Source organism: Amycolatopsis nalaikhensis (genome assembly GCF_030264295.1).
GTDB lineage: Bacteria > Actinomycetota > Actinomycetes > Mycobacteriales > Pseudonocardiaceae > Amycolatopsis > Amycolatopsis nalaikhensis.
Genome location: NZ_CP127173.1, coordinates 6656930 through 6680163, shown reverse-complemented (window position 1 = coordinate 6680163; position 23234 = coordinate 6656930). Strand labels below are relative to the sequence as shown.

The following is a 23234-nucleotide window of genomic DNA, read 5'->3' as shown; positions in this document are numbered from 1 at the left end:
TTTATCGGCTGGAGGGTTGACGGGAGCGGACCGCGGGGTGATATTTGGGATGCCAAATTTTGGTATCCCAAATCGCCGTCGCCGCACGTCGATCGGAGGCTCGCCTTGACCGCCGCCCCGCTCACCGATTCCCAGCAAGAGACGACCGCGCCACCGGATCCCCGGCTCTGGAACGAAGACCTGGCCCCCGCGAAGGAACGTCGCTGGAAGGTCTACGACATCTTCGCGCTGTGGATGTCCGACGTGCACAACCTCGGCAACTACACCTTCGCGGCCGGGCTGTTCGTGCTCGGCCTGTCCGCCTGGCAGGTATTCACCGCGTTGCTGTTCGGCTTCGTCATCATCTACTTCGGCATGAACCTGATGGGCCGGATCGGCCAGCGCACCGGCGTGCCGTTCCCGGTGGTGGCGCGGATCAGCTTCGGCACGTTCGGCGCCAACCTGCCCGCGCTGATCCGCGCGATCATCGCGATCTTCTGGTACGGCATCCAGACCTACCTCGCGAGCGTGGCCATCACGCTGCTCGTGCTCGCCATCGACCCGGGCCTGAAACCGTTGACCGAACACGGTTTCCTCGGCCTGCACGCGCTGGGCTGGATCTGCTTCGTCGCGCTGTGGGCGGTCCAGGCGCTGATCCTGACCCGCGGCATGGAGTCGGTGCGCAAGTTCCAGGACTGGTGCGGCCCGGCGATCTGGGTCGTGATGATCGCCCTCGCCGTCTGGATCCTCGCCGCCGGCCACTGGAACATCTCCTTGACCAGCAGTCCGAAGCAGCTCTCGACCGGCGAGCAGATCCGGCAGTGGTTCGGCGCGGCCGGGCTCATCCTGGCCACCTACGGCACCCTCATGCTGAACTTCTGCGACTTCTCCCGCAACGCGCCGGACCAGAAGACCGTGCGGCGCGGCAACTTCTGGGGCCTGCCGATCAACTCGACGGCGTTCGCGCTGCTGTCGGTGATCGTCACCGCGGGCAGCATGCAGGTGTTCGGCGAGGCGATCACGGACCCGGCCGAGCTGCTGGCCAAGGTGCACAACACGCCGGTGCTGATCGTCGGCGCGCTGACCTTCGCCGTCGCCACGATGGGCGTCAACATCGTCGCGAACTTCGTCTCCCCCGCCTACGACCTGGCCAACATCTGGCCGAAGCGGATCACCTTCACCATCGGCGGGATGATCAGCGCGGTCGCCGCGCTGTGCGTGCTGCCGTGGAAGCTGTATTCCTCGCCGGCGGTGGTCAACTACTTCCTCGGCGGGCTCGGCGCGTTCCTCGGGCCGCTGTTCGGCATCATGATCGTCGACTACTACCTGATCCGGCGCGGCAAGGTCGACGTCGCGCAGCTGTTCGTCGACGGCGGCGCGTACCCGCGGGTGAACCCGCGTGCCCTGGCGACGTTCTTCCCGACCGCGGCGCTGTCCGCGGTGATCGCGCTGGTGCCGTTCTTCGCCCCGGCGTCGCCGTACTCGTGGTTCATCGGCACGGCGTCGTCGGCAGCGTTGTACTTCGCGGTTTCGAGGAAGCACCGATGAGGATCGTCGTCACCAACTGCAACACCACCGAGGCGATGACGAAGGAGATCGAAGCCGGGGCCCGCGCGGCCGCGAGCCCCGGCACCGAGATCCTCGCGCGGACCCCTCGCTGGGGACCCGAGTCCGCGGAGGGCTGGCTGGACAGCTTCCTGTCCGCCGCGGCCGTGCTGGATCTGTTGCGGGGCTTGGAAGAGCCGTTCGACGCGGTGGTGCTCGCCGGGTTCGGCGAGCACGGCCGTGAAGGCGCCCGCGAACTGCTGGACGTCCCGGTCGTCGACATCACCGAGGCCGCCGCGCACCTGGCCTGCCTGCTCGGCCGCCGCTACGGCGTCGTGACCACTTTGGACCGGACGTGCGGGCTGATCGAGGACAGCCTGCACGCGGCCGGGGTCGCGCAGAACTGCGTGACGGTGACCGGGGCCGGGCTCGGCGTCCTGGAGCTGACGGACGAGCGTCGCACGGAATCGGCGTTGCTCACGGCCGGGCGTCGCGCGCGGGACGCCGGGGCCGAGGTGCTGGTGCTCGGCTGCGCCGGGATGACCGGGCTGGACCGGAAGATCGCGACGATGCTGGACATTCCCGTCATCGACGGCGTCGCCGCGGCCGTCCGGCTGGCGGAGTCGCTGGTGGCGTTGGGCCTGAAGACCAGCCGCGCGGGGTCGTACGCGCGGCCGCTGGACAAGCGCCGGACCTGGCCTGGTTGACACTCCCCGCGCCGCCTGGCCAGAATCCCTGCAGCCGTACCGCCGCCCGGTGACGACGTTGGGGACGTTGCCGTCCCCGGAAGGCGGTCGAGGTGCGAAGGGTTCTGGGCGCGCTGGCGTTGGCGGCGAGCATGGTGGTGGTCCCGGTCAGCGGGACGGCGGTGGCCGCGTCGCCACCGCACACGATCGTCACCGACGGCGCGAAACTCGCGAACATCCGGCAGGCGGTCCGCGGCGGGCACGCGACCACGGTTCAGCGTGACGCGCTGAAAGTGGTGCTGGACAAGGCGAACACCGCGTTGACCGAGGGCCCGTGGTCGGTCATGGACAAGCCGTCCGCGCCGCCGAGCGGCGACAAGCACGACTACCTGAGCCAAGCGCCGTACTGGTGGGCCGGCCAGCCGAAGACGCCGGAGAACCCGCAGGGCTGTCCGTACGTCAGCAAGGACGGCCAGCGCAATCCGGAGGCCGACGCGATCACCGACCACACCTACCGGATGTGGGCGTGGGACGCGATGTACTACCTCTCGCTCGCCTGGTACTACACCGGCGACGCCAAGTACGCGAAGCGGGCCGCTTTGGACATCCGGACGTGGTTCCTCGCCCCGGCGACGCGGATGAACCCGAACATGACGTACTCGCAGATCATCCCGTGCAAGACCACGGTCAGCGGCACCGGGATCATCGACTCGACCCAGTCGTTCAGCCAGCTGATGGACGCGTTCGCGCTCCTCGACGGCGGTGCGCCCGGCTGGACCGGCAAGGACCGCACCGGGATCAAGGCGTGGCTGACGCAGTACCTGGACTGGATGCGGACGAGCCCGCAGGCGAAGCTGGAACTGGCCGCCAGCAACAACCACGGCACGTTCCTCGACATGCAGAACGCGGCGATCTCGGCGTACCTGGGCCAACGCGACACCGCACGGAAGATCGTCCTCGACGCGGAGAAGAAGCGGTTCCCCGTCCAATTCGCCGCCGACGGCAGCCAGCCGCTCGAACTGTCGCGGACGATGTCGTGGCACTACGTCAACTTCAACCTCACGGCGTGGGGCCGGATGGCCGAGATCGGGAAGAACCTCGGCGTCGACGTCTGGAAGTACCAGGCGCCGAACGGCGTGACGCTGCGGAAGGTCGTCGACCAGCTGATCCCGGGCGCCCTGCACGGCGCGGAGGCATGGCCGCACCAGCAGATCGGCGTGTTCGACCAGTCGATCGCGGCGGACATCTTCCACGCGGCGGCCGAAGAAGCCCACGACCCGGACGCGGCCGCAGCCCTGAAGCAAATGCCGTTGCCCGCAGGCGGCGACACATGGCCGGTCCGGATGTCCTGCTTCCCCCTGGACCCGCCGCTGCGGTAGGCGGTCGTGAGTGGCAATTAGGGTTCTAACCCGAATCGCCACTCACGAGCGGGTCAGTTGCCGTCGGGGTTGGCGACACCGGGGGCGGGGGCCGTCGCGTTGCCCGCGATGCCGTAGCGCCCGGCTCCGCCGTCGAGCTGTTCCTTCAACGCCAGGATCGTGCTGACCCGCCCGGCCGACGTGTCCACGTTGTCCACAGTGGACAGGATCGACGTCGCCGAGGTGTCCGCGCGGACCACGCCCAGCGCGCCGGTGCCCTCGGCCGAACCGGCGTCGCCCGCCAGGACCGTGCCCGCGCCGGAGCGGTCGAGCTGCGTGGCGAAGCGGGCGATCGTCGCCGCGCGGTCGCCCGCGCCGTCGCCGGTCGCCTGCGCCCCGGTGAGCACGATCGCCAGCTGCGCCGGCTTGACCTCCTGGCCCGCCTTGACGAACCCGCCGTCCGTCAGCCCGCCGATCGCGGCCGCCAGCTCCTCGCCCGAGGACTGCGGCTTCGCCGTGGTCTTGTCCAGCAGTAGCACCGAACCGAGCAGCGCGCCGGCGAGCGTGCCGGAGTCGCCCGCGGTCGGGAACTTCGCGCCAGCGGGCTGGAGGCGCGTGACGACGTCGCGGAGCTGGTCGGCCTTCTCGGGGTCGGCGAACGCGGACGTCAGCTGCACCTCGCCCGTCACCGACGCGCCGGACTGCCCGATCAGCTGCTTGAGCGCGTCGCGGTCGGCCGGGCGCGCGTCTTCGGTCGTCACGAGCACCACCGACCGCTTGTCGAGCGCCCCGGCGACGACCTTCGGTCCCATCGAGCCCGCGAACGCGTCGGCGTCGGCGAGGCGGGCGTTGAGCGCGTTGCGCTGCGCTTCGAGGTCGGCGACCTGGCTGCCCAGGTCCTTCTTCTCCCCCGCCAGCCCGGACAGCAGCGTGCCGTTCAGCGCCGTCGAGCCGAGCACGACCCCGACGGCCAGCGCGAGGAAGCAGGCGGCGATGGAAACGACGTGGTAGCGCAGCGAAATCACGTGAAGAGCCCCTTGACCCAGGCGGCGAACGAATTCCAGGTGTCCTTGATCCAGTCCAGGTAGACCGTGCCGACGTCGGACACCAGCAGGGCCGCGGCGACCACCACGACCGCGGCGAGCACGAGCAGCACGACCGCGCCGATCGAGACGCGGCTGCGGTGCAGCGTCGCCACCGCCTTCCCGTCGACGAGCTTCGTCCCGAGCTTCAGCCGGGTCAGGAACGTCGACGGGTTCGAGCCGGACCGGCCGTGGTCGAGGAACTCGCGCAGGGTGGCCTGGAACCCGACCGTGACGACCAGGCTCGCGCCGTGCGCGTCGGCCAGCAGCAGCGCGAGGTCTTCGGCGTTGCCCGACGCCGGGAACGTCACCGCGCCGATGCCGAGGTCCTGGATCCGCTCGACGCCGGGCGCGTGCCCGTCCGGCTGGGCGGGCACCACGACCTCGGCGCCGCCGCGCAGGGTGGCGGTGCCGATGCCGGTCGGGTCGCCGACGATGACGTCCGGCTTGTAGCCCTGCACGCGCAGGGTGTCGGCGCCGGCGTCGACCCCGACCATGACCGGGCGGTGCTCGGCGATGTACTTCTTGAGCTTCTTGAGGTCCTCGGCGTGCCCGTTGCCGCCCGCGACGACCAGCACGTGCCGGTCGCGGATGGCGACCTTCAGCTCCGGCACGCCGACGCCGTCGAGGATCAGCGTGCGCTCGCGGCGCAGGAACTCGATGGTGTTCGCCGAGAACGCCTCCAGCTGCGTCGACATCCCGGCCTTGGCCTCGATCATCTGGTCCGCGACGCTCTCGGCGGTCTGCTCGATGCCGGAGGCGACCTGGCGCTCGCCGACGTACACGACGCCGTCGTGCAGCCGCAGCTTCGTGCCGTCCTTGATCGAGCGCAGCAGCTCGCCGCCGACCGAGTCGACGAGCGGGATGCCCGCGCCGATCAGGATTTCCGGGCCCAGGTTCGGGAACCGGCCCGAGATCGACGGCGACGCGTTGACCACGCCCGCGACCTCGGCCTCGACCAGGGCGTCGGCCGTCTGGCGGTCGAGGTCCAGCTGGTCGAGCACGACGATGTCGCCGGGACTGATCCGGCGCAGCAGCTCCCGGGTGCGGCGGTCGACCCGGGCGACCCCGGTGATCCCCGGGAGGGGTTCTTGGTTCCGCGTGAGCAAGCCGGTGAGCTTCATGTGGCCGATGGTGACAAATTTGCTCGTGTGACGAGGTACGCCACGCCGTAGCCGTCGTGACTCGTTGTGGTGAGCCTCCTCGCCCTCCCCCGCGCGGGTTAGGCGTCCGACTCCTCGGACAGCGACCCGAAACCGAGGTTCGACCAGGGGCTCGCCGGGTCCTGAAGGAGCTGGTGGTGGACCCGCACGGCCGCCGGGTACCACTCACCGAACTCGTCGTCCTCGCTGTGCAGCACCCGGCCCATGACGTAACCCGCCGACAGGTCCGCCCATGACTGGTGGTAGCGGCGGGCGAGCGAGCCCGCTTCGAGGACCATCAGCTCGGCGGTCAGCGCGTCACAGTACCCGGCCGCCAGGCCCCAGCGCGCGATGTTGACCGCGCGGCCGACGTCCCACGAAAGCGCCGTCGTCACGAAGCCGTCGGCGTCGAGGATGCCGTCGGCGCGGAACCGCTGCTCCGCCCGGGTAACGCAGCGGACGGTGTGCCGCAGTTCGTCGGCCTGGTCCTCGGCGTCGTTCTCCGCGCACCAGCGGTCCACCAGCCCGGCCCAGGTCAGCGGGTCGAACTCGCCGCCCGTGAGGCCGTACTCGGCGGCGAACCGCAGGCGCAGCATGAGCACGAGGTTGCCGGGGGTCAGCGCGTAGCCGTCGCCGATCAGGTCGGCCATCGTCGCGCGCCAGCCCGGCGGGTCGGGCACGCCCCACCAGTCCCGCAGGCCGCGGACCTCGGCGACGTAGTCGTGAAACCGCGCGTCGAGCAGGTTCCACGGCGCCGCGTTCAGCACGGCGAGGTGCGCCCCGCAGGCGAGCGCGTGCGCGATCGGCCCTTCGAGGTGCCCGTACGGCGCGGTGATCAGCCGCTCGACCTGCTCTTCCAGCGGCGTGACGTCGTCGGCGTGCGCGTCGAGCCACGGCTGCAGCGTCGCCCCCGGCAGCCGCCACTCGGCGCGGGTGCCGCGGTTGAACACGACCCGCTCGTGCCGCCCGACGCCGTCGACCGCCCAGTCGAGCGCGCCGCTCATCGCGACCACGTCCGGCCCGAGGTCGGGCAGCGCGCCGCGGGTGAAGACCTGCAGGAACTCGTCGCCGCCGGTCTCGAAGTAGACGTTCGGGAAGGTCTCCGCCCGCTCGTCGAGGATGCGGTGCGCGTCCACCCGCCGGATCGGGACGAACAGCTCCTCCCCGGCGAGCACGCCGAGGTAGCGGTCGAGGTCGCCGTCGCGCCGGGCGGCGGCGAGCTGGGCTTCGACGTCGGCCGGCGGCAGGATCACTCGGCGGCTCCCTCCGCTCGGCCGGTCAGCACGACGAGCTTGCCCGCCGTCCGGTTGTGCTCCAGGTCGTCGTGCGCCTGCCGGATGTCGTCCATCGCGTACACCGCGGCCGGGCCGAGGCTCGTTTCGCCGTCGGCGATCCGGTCGAGGTACCGCTGGAGGACGGACGCGGGCAGGTCGTCCGCCTCCCCACCATAAGCCGTCAACCGCACCCCGGCGGGAAGGTAGCCGATCGGATAAAAATTCGAGATCGTCCACTGGTTGGACAGCATCCCGGTGAAGCAGACGGTGCCGTGCACGCGGGTGGCCGCCAGGGTGTCCGGCAGGGTGGGGGTGCCGACCAGTTCGAGGGCGGCGTCGACGCCGTCCGGGACGATCTTCCGGACCTGGGCGGCGACGTCGCCGTCGTCCAGCAGCGGGTGCTCGACACCGTGTGCGCGCAGGGTTTCGAGGCGATCGGGCTGCCGGGTCGTGGCGAAGACGGTGGCGCCGAGGTCGCGGGCCAGCGCGGCGGTGGCGAAGCCGAGCGCGGACGTGCCGCCGCGGATCAGCAGCGTCTGGCCGGGCTGGAGGTCGAGGCCGGTGGTGAGCGAGCCGTACGCGGTCTGCAGCGTCTCCGGGACCTGGCCGAGCACCTCCCACGGCAGGTCGCTGCGGAACGGGATCACCTGCGCGCGCGGGACGAGCGTGTATTCGGCGTAGCCGCCGTCGAACGTGCGGCCCATCCCGCCCATCATCGTGGCGACCTGCTGGCCGGGGGCGAACTCGCCGTCGGGGTCGGCGTCGACGACCCCGACCGCCTCGATGCCGGGCACGCGCGGGAACGTGACGCCTTCGGCCAGGCCGAGGCGGGTGTGCAGCTCGGAGCGGTTGAGCCCGAACGCCTTGACGGCGATCCGCACCCAGCCGGGTTTCACCTCGGGCAGCGGGAGGTCCCTCAGTTCGAGGTTCTCGACGGGACCGGGATCTCGGAGTACCACCGCGCGCATCGTGGGTCCTTTCTTCGCAGGCGAACAGTCCGCACAACAACTGTCCGCGCGAGTACTATTCCTCGGGTGAGCCTGTCCCGAGAACACGACGCGGCGTGGCGGGGCTTCCTGCGGTCGTCGGCCCTGCTGCTGCGGGTGCTGGACGCGGAGCTGCGCGCCGAGCACGGGATGTCGCACCGCACGTACGACGCGCTGGTCCAGCTCTCGGAGACACCGGGGCGGCGGCTGCACATGAAGGACCTCGCCGACGCGCTGGTGCACAGCACGAGCGGGCTGACCCGGCTGGTCGACGGCCTCGAGCGCGCCGAGTACGCCCGCCGCGAGGTGGATCCGGCGAACCGGCGCGCCACGCTCGTGGTGCTCACTCCGGCCGGGCTCGCGGCACTGGAGAACGCGTGGCCCACGCACGTGCGCGGGGTCGAGCAGTACTTCGCCGCGCACGTGAGCCGCGAGGAGGCGCGGACACTGGCGGAAGTGTTCGGGCGGATCGTCGGCAACCTGGAACGCTGAGCCGGGTTCGATCATTTCACCCGGCCCGTTCCCGAATTTCTCGAGCCGTTTTTACCATTCATTTACTCACAATGAGTCGTCGCGTTGCCGGGCACCCTTTCGAATTCTTGTTGGAAAGTGACGGACAGGGCCCCCAGCAGGCGAAAGGCGGGACCTGGGCCATTTGCCGCAGTGGTGACTGTAAGTTCTTGATCCGTTTCTGAACGCTGTCACAATTCTCAGGAAGATTAATCGTGAGTAGCCCGGATACTGGGTCGCACAGCCGACGGCTGTGCAATGCATCCTCGTGGGGGGCGATCGCATTGCGCCACCAGTTTTTCCCACGCCACCCAGGAGCTTGCCCATGCTGTCCAGCGATGCCGGCGTTGCCGGAACCGGCGCGGTGCCGGGCGTACCGACCCTGCCCGAAATCCCGGCGCCGCGCCTCGCGGCACTCGAGGGCCTCCCGCGGCCCGCCGTGCGGACCGGCTTCAACCACGCCGCGCTCTCCGTCACCGACCTCGACCGCGCGGTCGCGTGGTACCAGCAGGTCTTCGGGCTCAAGCTGCTGCTCGGGCCGTTCGCGATCAGCAGTGACGCGCCCGGCGGCGGCCCCGCGTCGGACATCTACGGCGAAGGCTGGCAGAGCGCCCGGATCGCGCACCTGGTCATGCCGGGCGGGACCGGGATCGAGCTGTTCGAGTTCACCGGCCCGGTGGCCGAGCGCCGCGTCGAAAACTTCGACTACTGGCGCACCGGCATCTTCCACATCTGCTTCACCTGCGAAAACGTGGAAGAGACGGCCAAGCGCATCACGCTCTTCGGTGGCCGCCAGCGCAGCCAGATCCACCAGGTCGGCCCGGAGTCGTGGTTCTGCTTCTGCGAGGACCCGTTCGGCAACGTCCTCGAGTCGTCGACCAGACCTTCGAGGAGCTGTTCACCCCGCCGCCGGGCGTCCAGGACCCCGACGCCTGCTGAGCCCCCGCCTGCTGGGGCACCCCGGTGCCCCAGCGGCTACTTCTTCTTGGCCCGCTTGCGCTTCGGCTCGAAGTCGGCCTTGTCCTTCTCGGCCGTCGCGAGCAGCTCCTCGGCGTGCGCGCGGCCCGTCTCGTTGTCCATCCCGGCGAGCATCCGGGCCAGCTCGCTGACCCGCTCGTTCTGGGCGAGGGTCTTCACGCCGCTGCGCGTGACCCCGCCGGTGTGGCCCTTGTCCACCACCAGGTGCTGATCGGCGAACGCCGCGACCTGCGGCAGGTGCGTCACCACCAGGACCTGGTGGGTCCGCGCCAGCCGCGCCAGGCGCCGCCCGATCTCGATCGCCGCCCGGCCGCCGACCCCGGCGTCGACCTCGTCGAACACCAACGTCTGCACCGTGTCCGCGTGCGCCAGGACGACCTCGATCGCGAGCATGACCCGCGACAGCTCACCACCGGACGCGGCCTTGTGCACCGGCAGCGGCGGGGCGCCGTCGTGCGCGCGCAGCAGCAGCTCGACGTCGTCGACGCCGTCCGCGCCCGCGTGCACCGCGCGGCCGTCGATGGTCAGCGCGTGCGTGTCGCCGTGCTCGGCCGGACGCTGCTCGACCGTCACCTCGATCGCGGCTTGGCCCATCGCCAGCCCCGACAGCTCCTTGGTGATCTCCGCGGCCAGCTCGGCCGCCGCCTTCTCCCGCGCGGCCGAGACCTCGGCGGCGTGCGCGGACAGCTGAACTCCCAGCTGGTCGCGTCGCAGGGCCAGTTCGGCCAGCGCCTCTTCCGAGGTGTCCATGGATTCCAGGCGGCGCCGGGCGTCCTCGGCCCAGGCCAGCACGCCGTCGACGTCCGCCGCGTACTTGCGGGTCAGCCGCTTGAGGTCGGCCTGGCGGGCCAGCACCTTCTCCAGCAAGGCCGGGTCGGCGTCCAGCGTCTCGACGTAGTTCCCGAGCTCGGCCCCGACGTCGGAGAGCAGCACCGACGCCTCCTCCAGCCGCGGCGCCAGTTCGCGCAGCACGGAGTCCTCGGACGTCGAGAGCCGCCGCAGCGCCTCGGAGACCAGGCCCATCGCGCCCGGGGCGTCGGGATCGCCGTCCGGGGAACCGGACACCGCGACGTGGGCCTCGGTCGCGGCAGCGCGCAGCTCGTCGACCGCCGCGAGCCGCTTGATCTGCTCGGTGAGCTCGACGTCCTCGCCCGGCTCCGGCGCGACGGCGTCGATTTCGGTGAGGCCGTGCTTGAGCAGGTCGGCCTGCTGAGCCATCTCCCGCGAGCGCGTCGACCGCTCGGTGAGCTCGGCGATCACCGCCAGCCACTCGGCCCGGACCTCCTGGTACGCGCGCAGCGGCTTCGCGACGGCGTCACCGGCGAACCGGTCGATCACCGCGCGCTGCTCGGCCGGGCGCAGCAGCCGCAGCTGGTCGTTCTGCCCGTGCACCGCGATCAGCTGCTCGGACAGCTCCGCGAGCACGCCGACCGGCACGGACCGGCCGCCCAGGTGGGCGCGCGACCGCCCGTCGACGGCGACCGCGCGCAGCGCGATCACGCTGCCGTCCTCGTCGACGTCGGCGCCCGCGTCGGTGACGATCCGCTCGGCGCCTTCGACGCCCGAATAGGTGAACCGCCCCTCGACGAACGCCTTGAGCATCCCCGTCCGGACCTTGGACACCTCGGCCCGGCCCCCGGACAGCAGGTGCAGCCCGGTGACGACCATGGTCTTCCCGGCACCCGTCTCACCGGTCACGACGGTGAAGCCCGCGTGCAGTTCCAGCAGGGCGTCCTCGATGACTCCGAGGCCCTGGATGCGCATCTCGGCCAGCACGCCGCCTACGGTAGCGGCCCCCACCGACACTCTGCGCGCCTGGGAGCCCGGCGCGTCGCCGATATGTTCGAATATTGCGCCGAGCGGGGGTTACTCGCAGGGGCGCGCGTGCCGCTCACGCCAGCTCTTCACCGGCAGCGAGAACTTCTGCACCAGCCGGTCGGTGAACGGGCCGTCCCACAGCCGGACCAGCCGCACCGGCGTCTTGCCGCACGTCACGCGCACCCGCGCGCCCGGCGGCAGGTCGATGTGCCGGGTCCCGTCGCAGGTCAGGACCGCGGGCGAGCCGTCGGGGTCGATCCCGACGGTGATCACCGAGTCCCGCGAGACGACCAGCGGCCGCGAGAACATCGCGTGCGCGTTGCTCGGGACCACCAGCAGCGCCTGGACGTCGGGCCAGATGATCGGGCCGCCCGCCGAAAACGCGTACGCCGTCGAGCCGGTCGGTGTGGCGCAGAGCACACCGTCGCAGCCGAAGGCCGACACCGGACGGCCGTCGACCTCGATCAGCGCGTCCAGGACCCGCTCGCGGGTGCTCTTCTCGACGCTGGCCTCGTTGAGCGCCCAGGTGCGCGCGACCTCTTCGCCGTCGTGGCTGACCGTGACGTCGATGGTCATCCGCTCTTCGACCTGGTAGTCGCCGTCGACGACGCGCTGCACGGTGTCGGCCAGCGCGTCCGAGTCGGCCTCGGCGAGGAAGCCGACGCGTCCGAGGTTGACCCCGAGCACCGGCACCCCGGCCGGGCGGGCCAGCTCGGCCGCGCGCAGCAGCGTGCCGTCGCCGCCGAGGACGAAGACCAGCTCGACGCCGCCGGCGGGGTTGTCGGCCGGGTCCACGACCGTGCAGGTCGACCCGACGCCGTGCGCGTCCGGGTCGATGAGCGCGCAGACGTCGTCCTCGATCACCCGGATCCGGATGCCGGCCTTGGCGAAGCGCGCCGAAACCTCGCGCGCGGCCTCGCCCGTCGCGTCGCGATCGGGGTGCACCATGAGGAGCACTTCACGTTCGGTGGTCATGCGGGCCCTTCCTCGACGGCGGTCCGGACGAGCCGCTCGGCCTCAGACCTGTCTACCGCGTCCACAGTGGACTCGGCCACGTGTTCTTTCCTCAGCCACACGAAGTACTCGACGTTCCCGGAGGGCCCCGGCAGCGGACTGGCGGTGACGCCGCGCAGGGCGAGCCCGAGCTTCGCGGCCTCGTCGATGACGGTGAGCACGGATTCGGCGCGCAGCCGCGGGTCGCGCACGACGCCGCCGCTGCCGAGCCGGTCCTTGCCCACCTCGAACTGCGGTTTCACCATCGGCACCAGGTCGGCGCCTTCGCGCGCGCAGGCGGCGAGCGCGGGCAGCACGAGCTTGAGCGAGATGAACGAGAGGTCCCCGACCACCAGGTCGACCGGCTCGCCGAGGTCGTCGAGCGTGAGGTTGCGGACGTTGGTGCGGTCCATGACCACGACGCGCTCGTCGGTGCGGATCCGCCAGTCGAGCAGGCCGCGGCCGACGTCGGCGGCGATCACGGTCGCGGCGCCGTTGCGGAGCAGGACGTCGGTGAAGCCGCCGGTGGACGCGCCGGCGTCGAGGCAGCGCTTGCCCTCGACGCTCAGGTCCGTGAACGCCTCCAGCGCCCCGAGGAGCTTGTGCGCGCCGCGCGAGGCCCAGCCGGGGTCGTCTTCGTCCTTGACGACGATCGGCGCGTCGGACTCCACGCCGGTGGCGGGCTTGGACGCCACCATGCCGCGCACGGTGACCTTGCCGCCGGTGATGAGGGCCGACGCCTGTTCGCGCGACCGGGCGAGGCCGCGCCGAACCAGTTCCGCGTCGAGGCGGGCCCGCTTGGGCACCGTGGTCAGACCTTGTCGATGCTGGACAGCGCGACGGTCAGCTCGGTGTGCACGGCGTCGAAGCGCTCGACGTGCTCGACGAGCGGCAGCGCGTCCAAGTCGTCCAGGCCGGCGACGGCTTCGTCGATGCCGGCCCGCGGGTCGGTCTGCTGCGAGAACGAACCGGGCGGCGGGCCCGGGACGGGGTACGGGTGATCCTGCACGTCACAAACGGTATCAGTCAGGAGAGGCCGAGCCGCGCCGCGGCGTCGCCGCCGAGCTCGGTGACGCCCGTCTCCCAGGCCGTGTGGCAGACGGCGCGGAGCAGGTCGAGGTCGTCGCCGTCACCCTGCGCGACCAGGGTGTCGTCTTCGACGGTCACGGTCCAGCCCGGGCGCGGTCCGATCCGCAGGTCCTCGGCGGACTCGGTGAGCGCGGTGAGGTCCTTGGCGAGGTAGGTGCCGCGCTCGGCGGGAATGGCTTCGATGAGCTGCTTCGGCGTCGCGACGCCGGAGAGGACGACGAGCGAGTCGATGCCCGCGGCGACCGCGCCCGCGATGTCGGTGTCCAGCCGGTCGCCGACGACCAGCGGCTTTTCGGCACCGGCCGACCGCGCGGCGGTCTCGAAGAGCAGCGGCTCGGGCTTCCCGGCGACGAGCGGGACGACGTCGGTGGCGGTCCGCAGCGCGGCGACCATCGAGCCGTTGCCGGGCAGCAGGCCGCGTTCGCTGGGGAGGGTGGCGTCGACGTTGCAGGCCACCCACAGCGCGCCGGCGCGGATGGCCAGGCAGGCCTCGGCGAGCGCGGCCCAGGTGTTGTCGGGCGAGTGGCCCTGGACGACGGCACGGACGCTGTCGGCGTTCTCCCGCACCGGCGTCAGCCCGGCCCCGCGAACCTCCGCGGCGAGCGACTCGGTGCCGACGACGAGGACCTCGTCGCCGGGCTCGAGCCGTTCCGCGAGCAGCTGAACCCCGGCTTGGGCGCTGGTGTGCACCTCATCGGCCGCGGCGGGCATGCCGAGCCCGGTGAGGTGGTCGACGACCTCACCGGGTGCCTTGGAGGCGTTGTTCGTGACGAACCGGACGGGGGTGCCGTGCTCGCGCGCGGCCCGGACCGTCTCCGGGGCACCCGGGATGACCCGGGTGCCGTGGTAGACGGTGCCGTCGAGGTCGAACAGGACGGCGTCGTAGGCCGCGAGCAGGGCGTCACTCATCGGTTTCGGCGGTGTCCTTCGGTCCGTTGGCGAGTTCGGCGGCCCGCTCGGCGGCGTCGGTCTCGTCGTTCTCGTCGGCCTCGGCCGAGTGGAGGAACCACTGGACGGCCTCATCGTCCCGCCCGGCGGCGGCGAGGTTGTCGGCGTAGGCGTAGAAGAGGCGCGCGCTCCAGGGATCGCGCTTCTCAGCCTTGAGGTCGTCGCCCTGAAGCGAGACGACGGCGGCATCGAGCTGCCCGAGGTCCCGCCGTGCCCCGGCGGCGACGATGGCGAGCTCGACCTGGGTGGCCTTGTTCAGGCTGCTCTTGTCGGCTTCCTTCGCGAGGTCGAGGGCCCGTTCGGGCCGCCCGAGAGCGCGTTCGGCGTCGGCGATGATGGCGATGTGCTCGTCGCTGCGGGTCATCCGCCGGACGGCCCGCAGTTCGGAGAGGGCTTCCGACCAGTTCCCGGCGTGGTAGGCGACGAGCCCGAGGGCTTCCCGCACGATGGGGACGCGCGAGGCCTTGGCCTTGGCGTACTTGGCGTGCTCGAGAGCGGCCTCGGGATCGGAGTCGATCAGCCCCCCGGCGGCGACGAGGTGCTTCCCGACGGTCTCGGCGAGGCCCTTGGGCAGCGTCCTCAGCTCGCGGCGGGCTTCCTCGTCGAGGTCGGAGAACTCGATGTCCTCGGGAAGCTCGGGCGCCTCGAGGAGTTCCTTGGCGAGGGCCTCGTCGTCGAGCGGAGCGGAGACCTTGGGCCGCGGGTCCCGACGGGGCCGGTCATCGCGGCGGTCGTTGCGGTCGTCCCGAGCCGCGGGGCGCTTGCCGGAGTCGCCGCGCTCCTCCCACCGTGGCTTGCGGTCACCGTAGGAAGACTTGCCCTGGGGACGGCCGGAACGGTCATCACGCCGCTGGTAACCGCCTCGCGAGTCATCGCGACGGTCGTTCCCCGCGCGGCCGCGATCGTCGGAGCGGCCCCCGGGGCGGTCGCTGCCACGGTCCTCGTAGCGGCCACCCGAACGGTTACCGCCACGATCTTCGTACCGACCACCGGAACGGCTGCCACCGCGATCCTCGTAGCGGCTACCGCTGCGGTCACTGCCGCGGTCTTCGTAGCGGCCACCGGAACGGTTGTCGCCACGGTCCTCGTTCCGGCCGCCCGGCCGGTTGCTACCACGATCCTCGTACCGGCCGCCGGAACGGCTCTCGCCGCGATCCTCATACCGACCACCCGGCCGGTTACCGCCGCGATTCTCGTAGCCACCGCCGGCGCGGTTGCCGCCACGGTCCTCGTAGCGACCGCCGGAACGGCTGCCACCGCGGTCCTCGTAGCGACCACCAGACCGGCTACCACCGCGGTCCTCGTAGCGACCACCCGAGCGGTTGCCCCCGCGGTCGTCGTACCGGCCACCGGAACGGTTGTCGCCGCGATCCTCGCTACGGCCGACCGAACGGCTGCCACCACGATCTTCATAGCGGCCACCGGTCCGGTTGCCGCGGTCTTCGTAGCGACCACCCGAACGGCTGCCACCACGGTCCTCGTTCCGGCCGCCCGGCCGGTTGCTACCACGATCCTCGTAGCGACCGCCGGAACGGCTCTCGCCGCGGTCCTCGTACCGGCCACCCGATCGGTTGCCGCCGCGGTCCTCGTACCGGCCGCCGCCCGAACGGCTCGGGCCGTCGGAGTACCGGTTGCCGCCGGTCGGGCGGCTGCCCGACTCGCGGTTGCCGTAGCCGCCGCGACGGTCGTCGCGGTCGCCCGAACTGCGGCCCTGACCTGCGTATCCTCCGCGCTGGTCGCGGTCGCGGGGACCGTCGCCGCTGCGGTAGGGCTTGCCGCCGCCGCGCACACCGCGGTCGTCGCGGCGGGGGCGGCCCTGGTGACCGCTGTCGCGGCCACCGCGATCCTGCCGCGCGCCGCGGCGGTCTCCTCCGGCTCCGTCCGGCCGGCCCGGGAGCCTTCGTCCCGGCGTGCCGACCGGCCGGACCCATCATCCGCTGAGTCTCGTCGACCGAACTCGGACACCTGGCCTCCTGCCGTGGAAAAATCTTGTTCTGGACATACGCGTACGGCCCGCTAGGGCAGCCAACTGGCTATCCTAACGGGCCGTACGGAAGGTAAGTTCGGCGGTGTCCTACTCTCCCACAACCCTTCGGTTGCAGTACCATCGGCGCTGTCAGGCTTAGCTTCCGGGTTCGGAATGGGACCGGGCGTTTCCCTGACGCTATAACCACCGAAACACTACGAAACAACACACACTGTCATCACCAGCGTGGTGTTTCAGAGCTGTAGAGTGGATGCGTAACATCTTCGTGGGCAAGTCCTCGGCCTATTAGTACCAGTCAACTCGACAACACATTACTGTGCTTCCATTTCTGGCCTATCAACCCAATGGTCTGTTGGGGGCCTTAACCCACAAAGGGGTGGGATACCTCATCTTGGAACAGGCTTCCCGCTTAGATGCCTTCAGCGGTTATCCCTTCCGAACGTGGCCAACCAGCCATGCTCCTGGCGGAACAACTGGCACACCAGAGGTTCGTCCGTCCCGGTCCTCTCGTACTAGGGACAGCCTTCCTCAAGTATCCTACGCGCGCGGCGGATAGGGACCGAACTGTCTCACGACGTTCTAAACCCAGCTCGCGTGCCGCTTTAATGGGCGAACAGCCCAACCCTTGGGACCTACTCCGGCCCCAGGATGCGACGAGCCGACATCGAGGTGCCAAACCATGCCGTCGATATGGACTCTTGGGCAAGATCAGCCTGTTATCCCCGGGGTACCTTTTATCCGTTGAGCGACACCCCTTCCACCAGGAGGTGCCGGATCACTAGTCCCGACTTTCGTCCCTGCTCGACATGTCTGTCTCACAGTCAAGCTCCCTTGTGCACTTGCACTCAACACCTGATTGCCAACCAGGCTGAGGGAACCTTTGGGCGCCTCCGTTACTCTTTAGGAGGCAACCGCCCCAGTTAAACTACCCATCAGGCACTGTCCCTGAACCAGATCATGGCCCGAGGTTCAGATTCCCAATTCGACCAGAGTGGTATTTCAACAACGACTCCACCACAACTAGCGTTGCAGCTTCACAGTCTCCCACCTATCCTACACAAGCCGAACCGAAAACCAATACCAAACTATAGTAAAGGTCCCGGGGTCTTTCCGTCCTGCCGCGCGTAACGAGCATCTTTACTCGTAGTGCAATTTCGCCGGGCCTGTGGTTGAGACAGCCGGAAAGTCGTTACGCCATTCGTGCAGGTCGGAACTTACCCGACAAGGAATTTCGCTACCTTAGGATGGTTATAGTTACCACCGCCGTTTACTGGCGCTTAAATTCTCAGCTTCGCCCCGAAAGGCTAACCGGTCCTCTTAACGTTCCAGCACCGGGCAGGCGTCAGTCCATATACATCGTCTTGCGACTTCGCATGGACCTGTGTTTTTAGTAAACAGTCGCTTTCCGCTGGTCTCTGCGGCCACCCACCCCTAGCCCGAGAAGGGCTTCAGGATGTTTGGCCCCCCTTCTCCCGAAGTTACGGGGGCATTTTGCCGAGTTCCTTAACCACAGTTCACCCGATCGCCTTGGTATTCTCTACCTGACCACCTGTGTTGGTTTGGGGTACGGGCCGTGCATGCACTCACTAGAGGCTTTTCTCGGCAGCATAGGATCACTCTACTTCGCCTCAAACGGCTACGCATCACGTCTCAACCTATATGAGTGGCGGATTTGCCTACCACTCGGCCTACACGCTTACACCAGGACAACCATCGCCTGGCGGAGCTACCTTCCTGCGTCACCCCATCGCTTGACTACTACGAAATCAGGTCCCACGCTCCACACACAGACATCCATCCGAAGACTTCAGCCCATGGCTTTGGGTGGTTAGTATCAACTGCCTCGTCATGGGCGCACATGCTCGGGTACGGGAATATCAACCCGTTGTCCATCGACTACGCCTGTCGGCCTCGCCTTAGGTCCCGACTTACCCTGGGCGGATTAGCCTGGCCCAGGAACCCTTGGTCATCCGGCGGCAGAGTTTCTCACTCTGCATTCGCTACTCATGCCTGCATTCTCACTCCCACACCCTCCACGACTCGGTTACCCGGCCGCTTCCCTGGATGCAGGACGCTCCCCTACCCATCAACACGACTACACAAGTCCCTCAAGGGGACAAGCGGATCTATTGTGTCAATGACACAGCTTCGGCGGTGTGCTTAAGCCCCGCTACATTGTCGGCGCAGGACCACTTGACCAGTGAGCTATTACGCACTCTTTCAAGGGTGGCTGCTTCTAAGCCAACCTCCTGGTTGTCTGGGCAATCCCACATCCTTTCCCACTGAGCACACACTTAGGGGCCTTAGCTGGTGTTCTGGGCTGTTTCCCTCTCGACGACGAAGCTTATCCCCCGCCGTCTCACTGCCACGCTCTCACTCTACGGTATTCGGAGTTTGGTTGATTTCGGTAACCCGGTAAGGCCCCTAGACCATCCAGTAGCTCTACCCCCGCAGAGAAACACGTGACGCTGCACCTAAATGCATTTCGGGGAGAACCAGCTATCACGGAGTTTGATTGGCCTTTCACCCCTACCCACAGCTCATCCCCTCAGTTTTCAACCTAAGTGGGTTCGGGCCTCCACGACGTCTTACCGTCGCTTCACCCTGGCCATGGGTAGATCACTCCGCTTCGGGTCTAGACCACGCGACTACATTCGCCCTATTCAGACTCGCTTTCGCTACGGCTACCCCACACGGGTTAACCTCGCCACGCAGCACTAACTCGCAGGCTCATTCTTCAAAAGGCACGCCATCACCCCGAAAGGCTCTGACGGCTTGTAGGCACACGGTTTCAGGTACTCTTTCACTCCCCTCCCGGGGTACTTTTCATCTTTCCCTCACGGTACTCGTCCGCTATCGGTCTTCAGGAAGTATTTAGGCTTACCGGGTGGTCCCGGCAGATTCACAGCAAATTCCACGAGCTCGCTGCTACTCGGGAACACCACCAAGGCCATTGAAACTGGTTTTCGCGTACGGGGCTCTCACCCACTCCGGCCCGCCATCCCAAGCGGTTCCACTAACCAGCACAACAACCCGAAGAAGTGTCAGCCTCTTCAAGATGGGTCCCACAACACCGCCTGCACAACGCCTGACAGCTTGACATGCAAACGGTTTAGCCTCTTCCGCTTTCGCTCGCCACTACTCACGGAATCACGGTTGTTTTCTCTTCCTACGGGTACTGAGATGTTTCACTTCCCCGCGTTCCCTCCACACACCCTATATATTCAGGTGCGGGTAACACCACATCACTGGTGCTGGGTTTCCCCATTCGGAAATCCTCGGATCACAGCTCGGTTGACAGCTCCCCGAGGCTTATCGCAGCCTCCTACGTCCTTCATCGGCTCCTGAAGCCAAGACATCCACCATGTGCCCTTAACAACTTGACCACAAAGATGCTCGCATCCACTCTACAGTTCTCAAACACCACACCAGAAACAAACGTCCCTCTGGAGCAGAAGCCCCAAGGCGTGTTGCCTCAGGACCCAACAGTGTGCATGTGAACAACTTGCCCTCCAGGCGCCGGCTCCACTTTCCACGCGGACAAGTCCGCAGTACTCATCGAGGCATTGCCAACCAGAACAAGCCATAACCAGTAGTTCCACAATTCCTTGAGCAACCAAGGCAACACCACGTGCGGGTGTTAAACCCTGGCCACTCCAGCGAGCTGGGCTCACTGGATGTGTTGTGCTCCTTAGAAAGGAGGTGATCCAGCCGCACCTTCCGGTACGGCTACCTTGTTACGACTTCGTCCCAATCGCCAGTCCCACCTTCGACCACTCCCTCCCCTTACGGGGTTGGGCCATGGGCTTCGGGTGTTACCGACTTTCATGACGTGACGGGCGGTGTGTACAAGGCCCGGGAACGTATTCACCGCAGCGTTGCTGATCTGCGATTACTAGCGACTCCGACTTCACGCAGTCGAGTTGCAGACTGCGATCCGAACTGAGACCGGCTTTAAGGGATTCGCTCCACCTCGCGGTATCGCAGCCCTCTGTACCAGCCATTGTAGCATGTGTGAAGCCCTGGACATAAGGGGCATGATGACTTGACGTCATCCCCACCTTCCTCCGAGTTGACCCCGGCAGTCTCCCACGAGTCCCCGCCATAACGCGCTGGCAACGTAGGATAAGGGTTGCGCTCGTTGCGGGACTTAACCCAACATCTCACGACACGAGCTGACGACAGCCATGCACCACCTGTACACCAACCACAAGGGAAGCCCCATCTCTGGGGATGTCTGGCGCATGTCAAGCCCAGGTAAGGTTCTTCGCGTTGCATCGAATTAATCCACATGCTCCGCCGCTTGTGCGGGCCCCCGTCAATTCCTTTGAGTTTTAGCCTTGCGGCCGTACTCCCCAGGCGGGGCGCTTAATGCGTTAGCTACGGCACGGACAACGTGGATGTCGCCCACACCTAGCGCCCAACGTTTACAGCGTGGACTACCAGGGTATCTAATCCTGTTCGCTCCCCACGCTTTCGCTCCTCAGCGTCAGTATCGGCCCAGAGACCCGCCTTCGCCACCGGTGTTCCTCCTGATATCTGCGCATTTCACCGCTACACCAGGAATTCCAGTCTCCCCTACCGAACTCAAGTCTGCCCGTATCGACCGCACGCTCCACGTTAAGCGTGGAGATTTCACGGCCGACGCGACAAACCGCCTACGAGCTCTTTACGCCCAATAAATCCGGACAACGCTCGCACCCTACGTATTACCGCGGCTGCTGGCACGTAGTTAGCCGGTGCTTCTTATCCAGGTACCGTCACTTGCGCTTCGTCCCTGGCGAAAGAGGTTTACAACCCGAAGGCCGTCATCCCTCACGCGGCGTCGCTGCATCAGGCTTTCGCCCATTGTGCAATATTCCCCACTGCTGCCTCCCGTAGGAGTCTGGGCCGTGTCTCAGTCCCAGTGTGGCCGGTCACCCTCTCAGGCCGGCTACCCGTCGTCGCCTTGGTAGGCCACTACCCCACCAACAAGCTGATAGGCCGCGGGTTCATCCTGCACCGCCAGAACTTTCAACTTCTCTCCATGCGAAAAGAAGTGATATCCGGTATTAGACCTCGTTTCCAAGGCTTATCCCAGAGTGCAGGGCAGATTACCCACGTGTTACTCACCCGTTCGCCACTCATCCACACCCGAAGGTGCTTCAGCGTTCGACTTGCATGTGTTAAGCACGCCGCCAGCGTTCGTCCTGAGCCAGGATCAAACTCTCCAACAATGAACAGTTCAATCGAGGCAAAATACTTGCTTCTCAAAGGAAACCCCGACGAGGGGTTTCAAATATAAGCTCTACTGGCTTAGTTCACTAGCACACTGTTGAGTTCTCAAGCAACACACCACGAACCAACCGCAACTCAAGCGGCCCGCTCGAAGCGAGTCATTCCTAGCAGTTTTTGGTGGGACACCCACTCAATCGCGATCCGCGAGAGCTTGGTTCGTGTCCCGGCGGCCGCCCGGTCTCCCTGGCGACTTGAAGAACTTTACACCCCCTCCGAGGGCCCGGAACAGGGGGGTCCCTTAACCGCGTTCCCGCAGGTCAGGGCGCTGTTTCGGGCCGCGGGGGCCGATCAGCCGCCGAGCGCGACGCCGGCGACGTTCCGCTTGCCCTTGCGGACGACGAACCACTTGCCGTGGAGGGCGTCCTCGCGGGAGGGCTTCCACTCCTCGTCCGCGATCTTCACGTTGTTGACGTACGCGCCGCCCTCCTTGAGGGTGCGGCGCGCGGCGCCCTTGCTGTCCACGAGCCCCGCGGCGAGCAGCAGGTCGACGATCGTCGCGTCACCGGACGGGTCGACCTTGCCGTTCGGCACCTCGGCCATCGCCGCGTCGAGCGTGCGCTCGTCGAGCTCGCCCAGCTCGCCGCGGCCGAACAGGGCCTGGCTCGCGTTGATCACCTGCCGGGTCTGCTCCTCGCCGTGCACCAGCGTGGTGAACTCCTCCGCCAGCCGCTTCTGCGCGGCCCGCAGGTGGGGGCGCTGTTCGGTGTCCTCCGCCAGCGCGGCGATCTCCTCCTGGCCGAGGAAGGTGAACATCCGCAGGTAGCGGATGACGTCGGCGTCGCCCACGTTCACGAAGTACTGGTACCAGGCGTACGGCGAGGTCATCCCCGGGTCGAGCCAGAGGTTCCCGCCGCCGGTGGACTTGCCGAACTTGCGGCCCTCGGCGTCGGTGACCAGCGGCGCGGTCAGCGCGTGCACGCTCGCGCCCTCGGTCCGGCGGATCAGGTCGACCCCGCCGACCAGGTTGCCCCACTGGTCGGACCCGCCGACCTGCAGCTTGCAGCCGTACTGGCGGTACAGCTGCACGTAGTCCTGCGACTGCAGGAGCAGGTAGCTGAACTCGGTGTACGACATGCCGTCGCCCTCGAGCCGGCGCTTCACCGTCTCCCGGTTGAGCATGACGTTGATCGAGAAGTGCTTCCCGATGTCGCGGAGGAACTCCAGGGACGTCTGCTTCCCGGTCCAGTTGAGGTTGTTCTCCACGATCGCGCCGGTCGGCGAGTCGTCGAAGTCGACGAACCGCTCCAGCTGGCCGCGGATGCGCCCGGCCCACTCGGCGACGACGTCGAGCGTGTTCAGCGTGCGCTCACCGGTGTCCCGCGGGTCGCCGATCATCCCGGTCGCGCCGCCGGCCAGCACGATCGGCCGGTGCCCGGCCCGCTGGAAGCGCTTGAGCATGAGCAGCGGGACGAGGTTGCCGGCGTGCAGGCTGGGCGCGGTCGGGTCGAAGCCGCAATAGAGCGTCACGGGACCCTGGTCGAGCTCGCGCCGGAGGGCGTCGATGTCGGTGGACTGCGCGATGAGGCCGCGCCAGGACAGCTCGTCGAGGATGTGTTCGCTCACGCCTGTAGATCCTCCCGTA

Annotated in this window: 15 protein-coding genes, 3 rRNA genes and 1 pseudogene; 5 read left to right on the top strand and 14 right to left on the bottom strand. The window is 67.9% G+C overall.

Annotation, left to right across the window (positions count from 1 at the left end):
* The first annotated feature begins 105 nt into the window (after window positions 1-105).
* The 3 genes from QP939_RS32690 (at window position 106) to QP939_RS32680 (ending at window position 3589) form a co-directional block, all read left to right on the top strand.
* Entirely contained in the window at window positions 106-1527 is a 1422-nt protein-coding gene (locus tag QP939_RS32690) for an NCS1 family nucleobase:cation symporter-1 (RefSeq protein ID WP_285450074.1), read from the top strand.
* Window positions 1524-2231 (top strand): aspartate/glutamate racemase family protein, encoded by a 708-nt coding sequence (locus QP939_RS32685; RefSeq protein ID WP_285450073.1) that lies wholly within the window; start codon window positions 1524-1526, stop codon window positions 2229-2231. The genes QP939_RS32690 and QP939_RS32685 overlap by 4 nt, the downstream gene beginning before the upstream one ends.
* A gap of 92 nt (window positions 2232-2323) precedes the next feature.
* Window positions 2324-3589: an alginate lyase family protein gene (locus QP939_RS32680; protein WP_285450072.1), complete on the top strand. Its 1266-nt coding sequence runs from the start codon at window positions 2324-2326 to the stop codon at window positions 3587-3589.
* A 53-nt stretch (window positions 3590-3642) separates the two neighbouring features.
* Here the strand turns inward: QP939_RS32680 and QP939_RS32675 are convergent, their stop codons facing one another.
* From QP939_RS32675 to QP939_RS32660, 4 genes are all read right to left on the bottom strand, one after another.
* On the bottom strand, window positions 3643-4593 hold the full coding sequence (locus tag QP939_RS32675) for a copper transporter (protein WP_285450071.1): 951 nt from the start codon (window positions 4591-4593) through the stop codon (window positions 3643-3645).
* Window positions 4590-5774 (bottom strand): putative cytokinetic ring protein SteA, encoded by a 1185-nt coding sequence (gene steA / locus QP939_RS32670; protein WP_285450069.1) that lies wholly within the window; start codon window positions 5772-5774, stop codon window positions 4590-4592. Before steA ends, QP939_RS32675 begins: the two co-directional genes overlap by 4 nt.
* A 98-nt stretch (window positions 5775-5872) precedes the next feature.
* The gene (locus QP939_RS32665) at window positions 5873-7045 is read right to left on the bottom strand and encodes a DUF1266 domain-containing protein (protein ID WP_285450068.1); all 1173 of its coding nucleotides are present in this window, start codon (window positions 7043-7045) and stop codon (window positions 5873-5875) included.
* Window positions 7042-8034: a zinc-binding alcohol dehydrogenase family protein gene (locus QP939_RS32660; RefSeq protein ID WP_285450066.1), complete on the bottom strand. Its 993-nt coding sequence runs from the start codon at window positions 8032-8034 to the stop codon at window positions 7042-7044. Before QP939_RS32660 ends, QP939_RS32665 begins: the two co-directional genes overlap by 4 nt.
* Window positions 8035-8100: 66 nt before the next feature.
* Between QP939_RS32660 and QP939_RS32655 the strand changes: the two genes are divergently transcribed.
* Window positions 8101-8544: a MarR family winged helix-turn-helix transcriptional regulator gene (locus QP939_RS32655; protein ID WP_285450064.1), complete on the top strand. Its 444-nt coding sequence runs from the start codon at window positions 8101-8103 to the stop codon at window positions 8542-8544.
* A gap of 343 nt (window positions 8545-8887) precedes the next feature.
* A pseudogene (locus tag QP939_RS32650) lies at window positions 8888-9421 on the top strand (VOC family protein); the annotation flags it as partial.
* 116 nt (window positions 9422-9537) lie between these two features.
* Here QP939_RS32650 and recN read toward each other — a convergent pair.
* The 10 genes from recN to tyrS all read right to left on the bottom strand — a co-directional run bounded on the left by recN (window position 9538) and on the right by tyrS (window position 23215).
* Window positions 9538-11316 carry a DNA repair protein RecN gene (recN, locus tag QP939_RS32645; RefSeq protein ID WP_285450062.1) on the bottom strand — a complete coding sequence of 593 codons (1779 nt, stop codon included), beginning with the start codon at window positions 11314-11316 and terminating at the stop codon, window positions 9538-9540.
* Between the two features lie 90 nt (window positions 11317-11406).
* A complete protein-coding gene (locus QP939_RS32640; RefSeq protein ID WP_285450060.1) occupies window positions 11407-12333 on the bottom strand; it encodes an NAD kinase in 927 nt (308 codons plus the stop codon).
* Complete coding sequence (locus tag QP939_RS32635) at window positions 12330-13157, bottom strand: TlyA family RNA methyltransferase (protein WP_285450059.1); 828 nt, start codon at window positions 13155-13157, stop codon at window positions 12330-12332. Before QP939_RS32635 ends, QP939_RS32640 begins: the two co-directional genes overlap by 4 nt.
* A 5-nt stretch (window positions 13158-13162) precedes the next feature.
* Window positions 13163-13360 (bottom strand): hypothetical protein, encoded by a 198-nt coding sequence (locus tag QP939_RS32630; protein WP_285450058.1) that lies wholly within the window; start codon window positions 13358-13360, stop codon window positions 13163-13165.
* Between the two features lie 17 nt (window positions 13361-13377).
* Window positions 13378-14349, bottom strand: coding sequence for an HAD-IIA family hydrolase (locus tag QP939_RS32625; RefSeq protein WP_285450057.1), 972 nt, complete (start codon window positions 14347-14349; stop codon window positions 13378-13380).
* Entirely contained in the window at window positions 14342-16177 is a 1836-nt protein-coding gene (locus QP939_RS32620; RefSeq protein ID WP_285450056.1) for a hypothetical protein, read from the bottom strand. Before QP939_RS32620 ends, QP939_RS32625 begins: the two co-directional genes overlap by 8 nt.
* Before the next feature lie 272 nt (window positions 16178-16449).
* Window positions 16450-16566, bottom strand: a 5S ribosomal RNA gene (gene rrf, locus QP939_RS32615).
* A gap of 74 nt (window positions 16567-16640) precedes the next feature.
* Window positions 16641-19761 (bottom strand): 23S ribosomal RNA (locus tag QP939_RS32610).
* A 309-nt stretch (window positions 19762-20070) separates the two neighbouring features.
* Window positions 20071-21591, bottom strand: a 16S ribosomal RNA gene (locus QP939_RS32605).
* Together the 16S, 23S and 5S rRNA genes form the textbook arrangement of a ribosomal RNA operon.
* A gap of 349 nt (window positions 21592-21940) precedes the next feature.
* On the bottom strand, window positions 21941-23215 hold the full coding sequence (tyrS, locus tag QP939_RS32600) for a tyrosine--tRNA ligase (protein ID WP_285450055.1): 1275 nt from the start codon (window positions 23213-23215) through the stop codon (window positions 21941-21943).
* Window positions 23216-23234 lie beyond the last annotated feature (19 nt).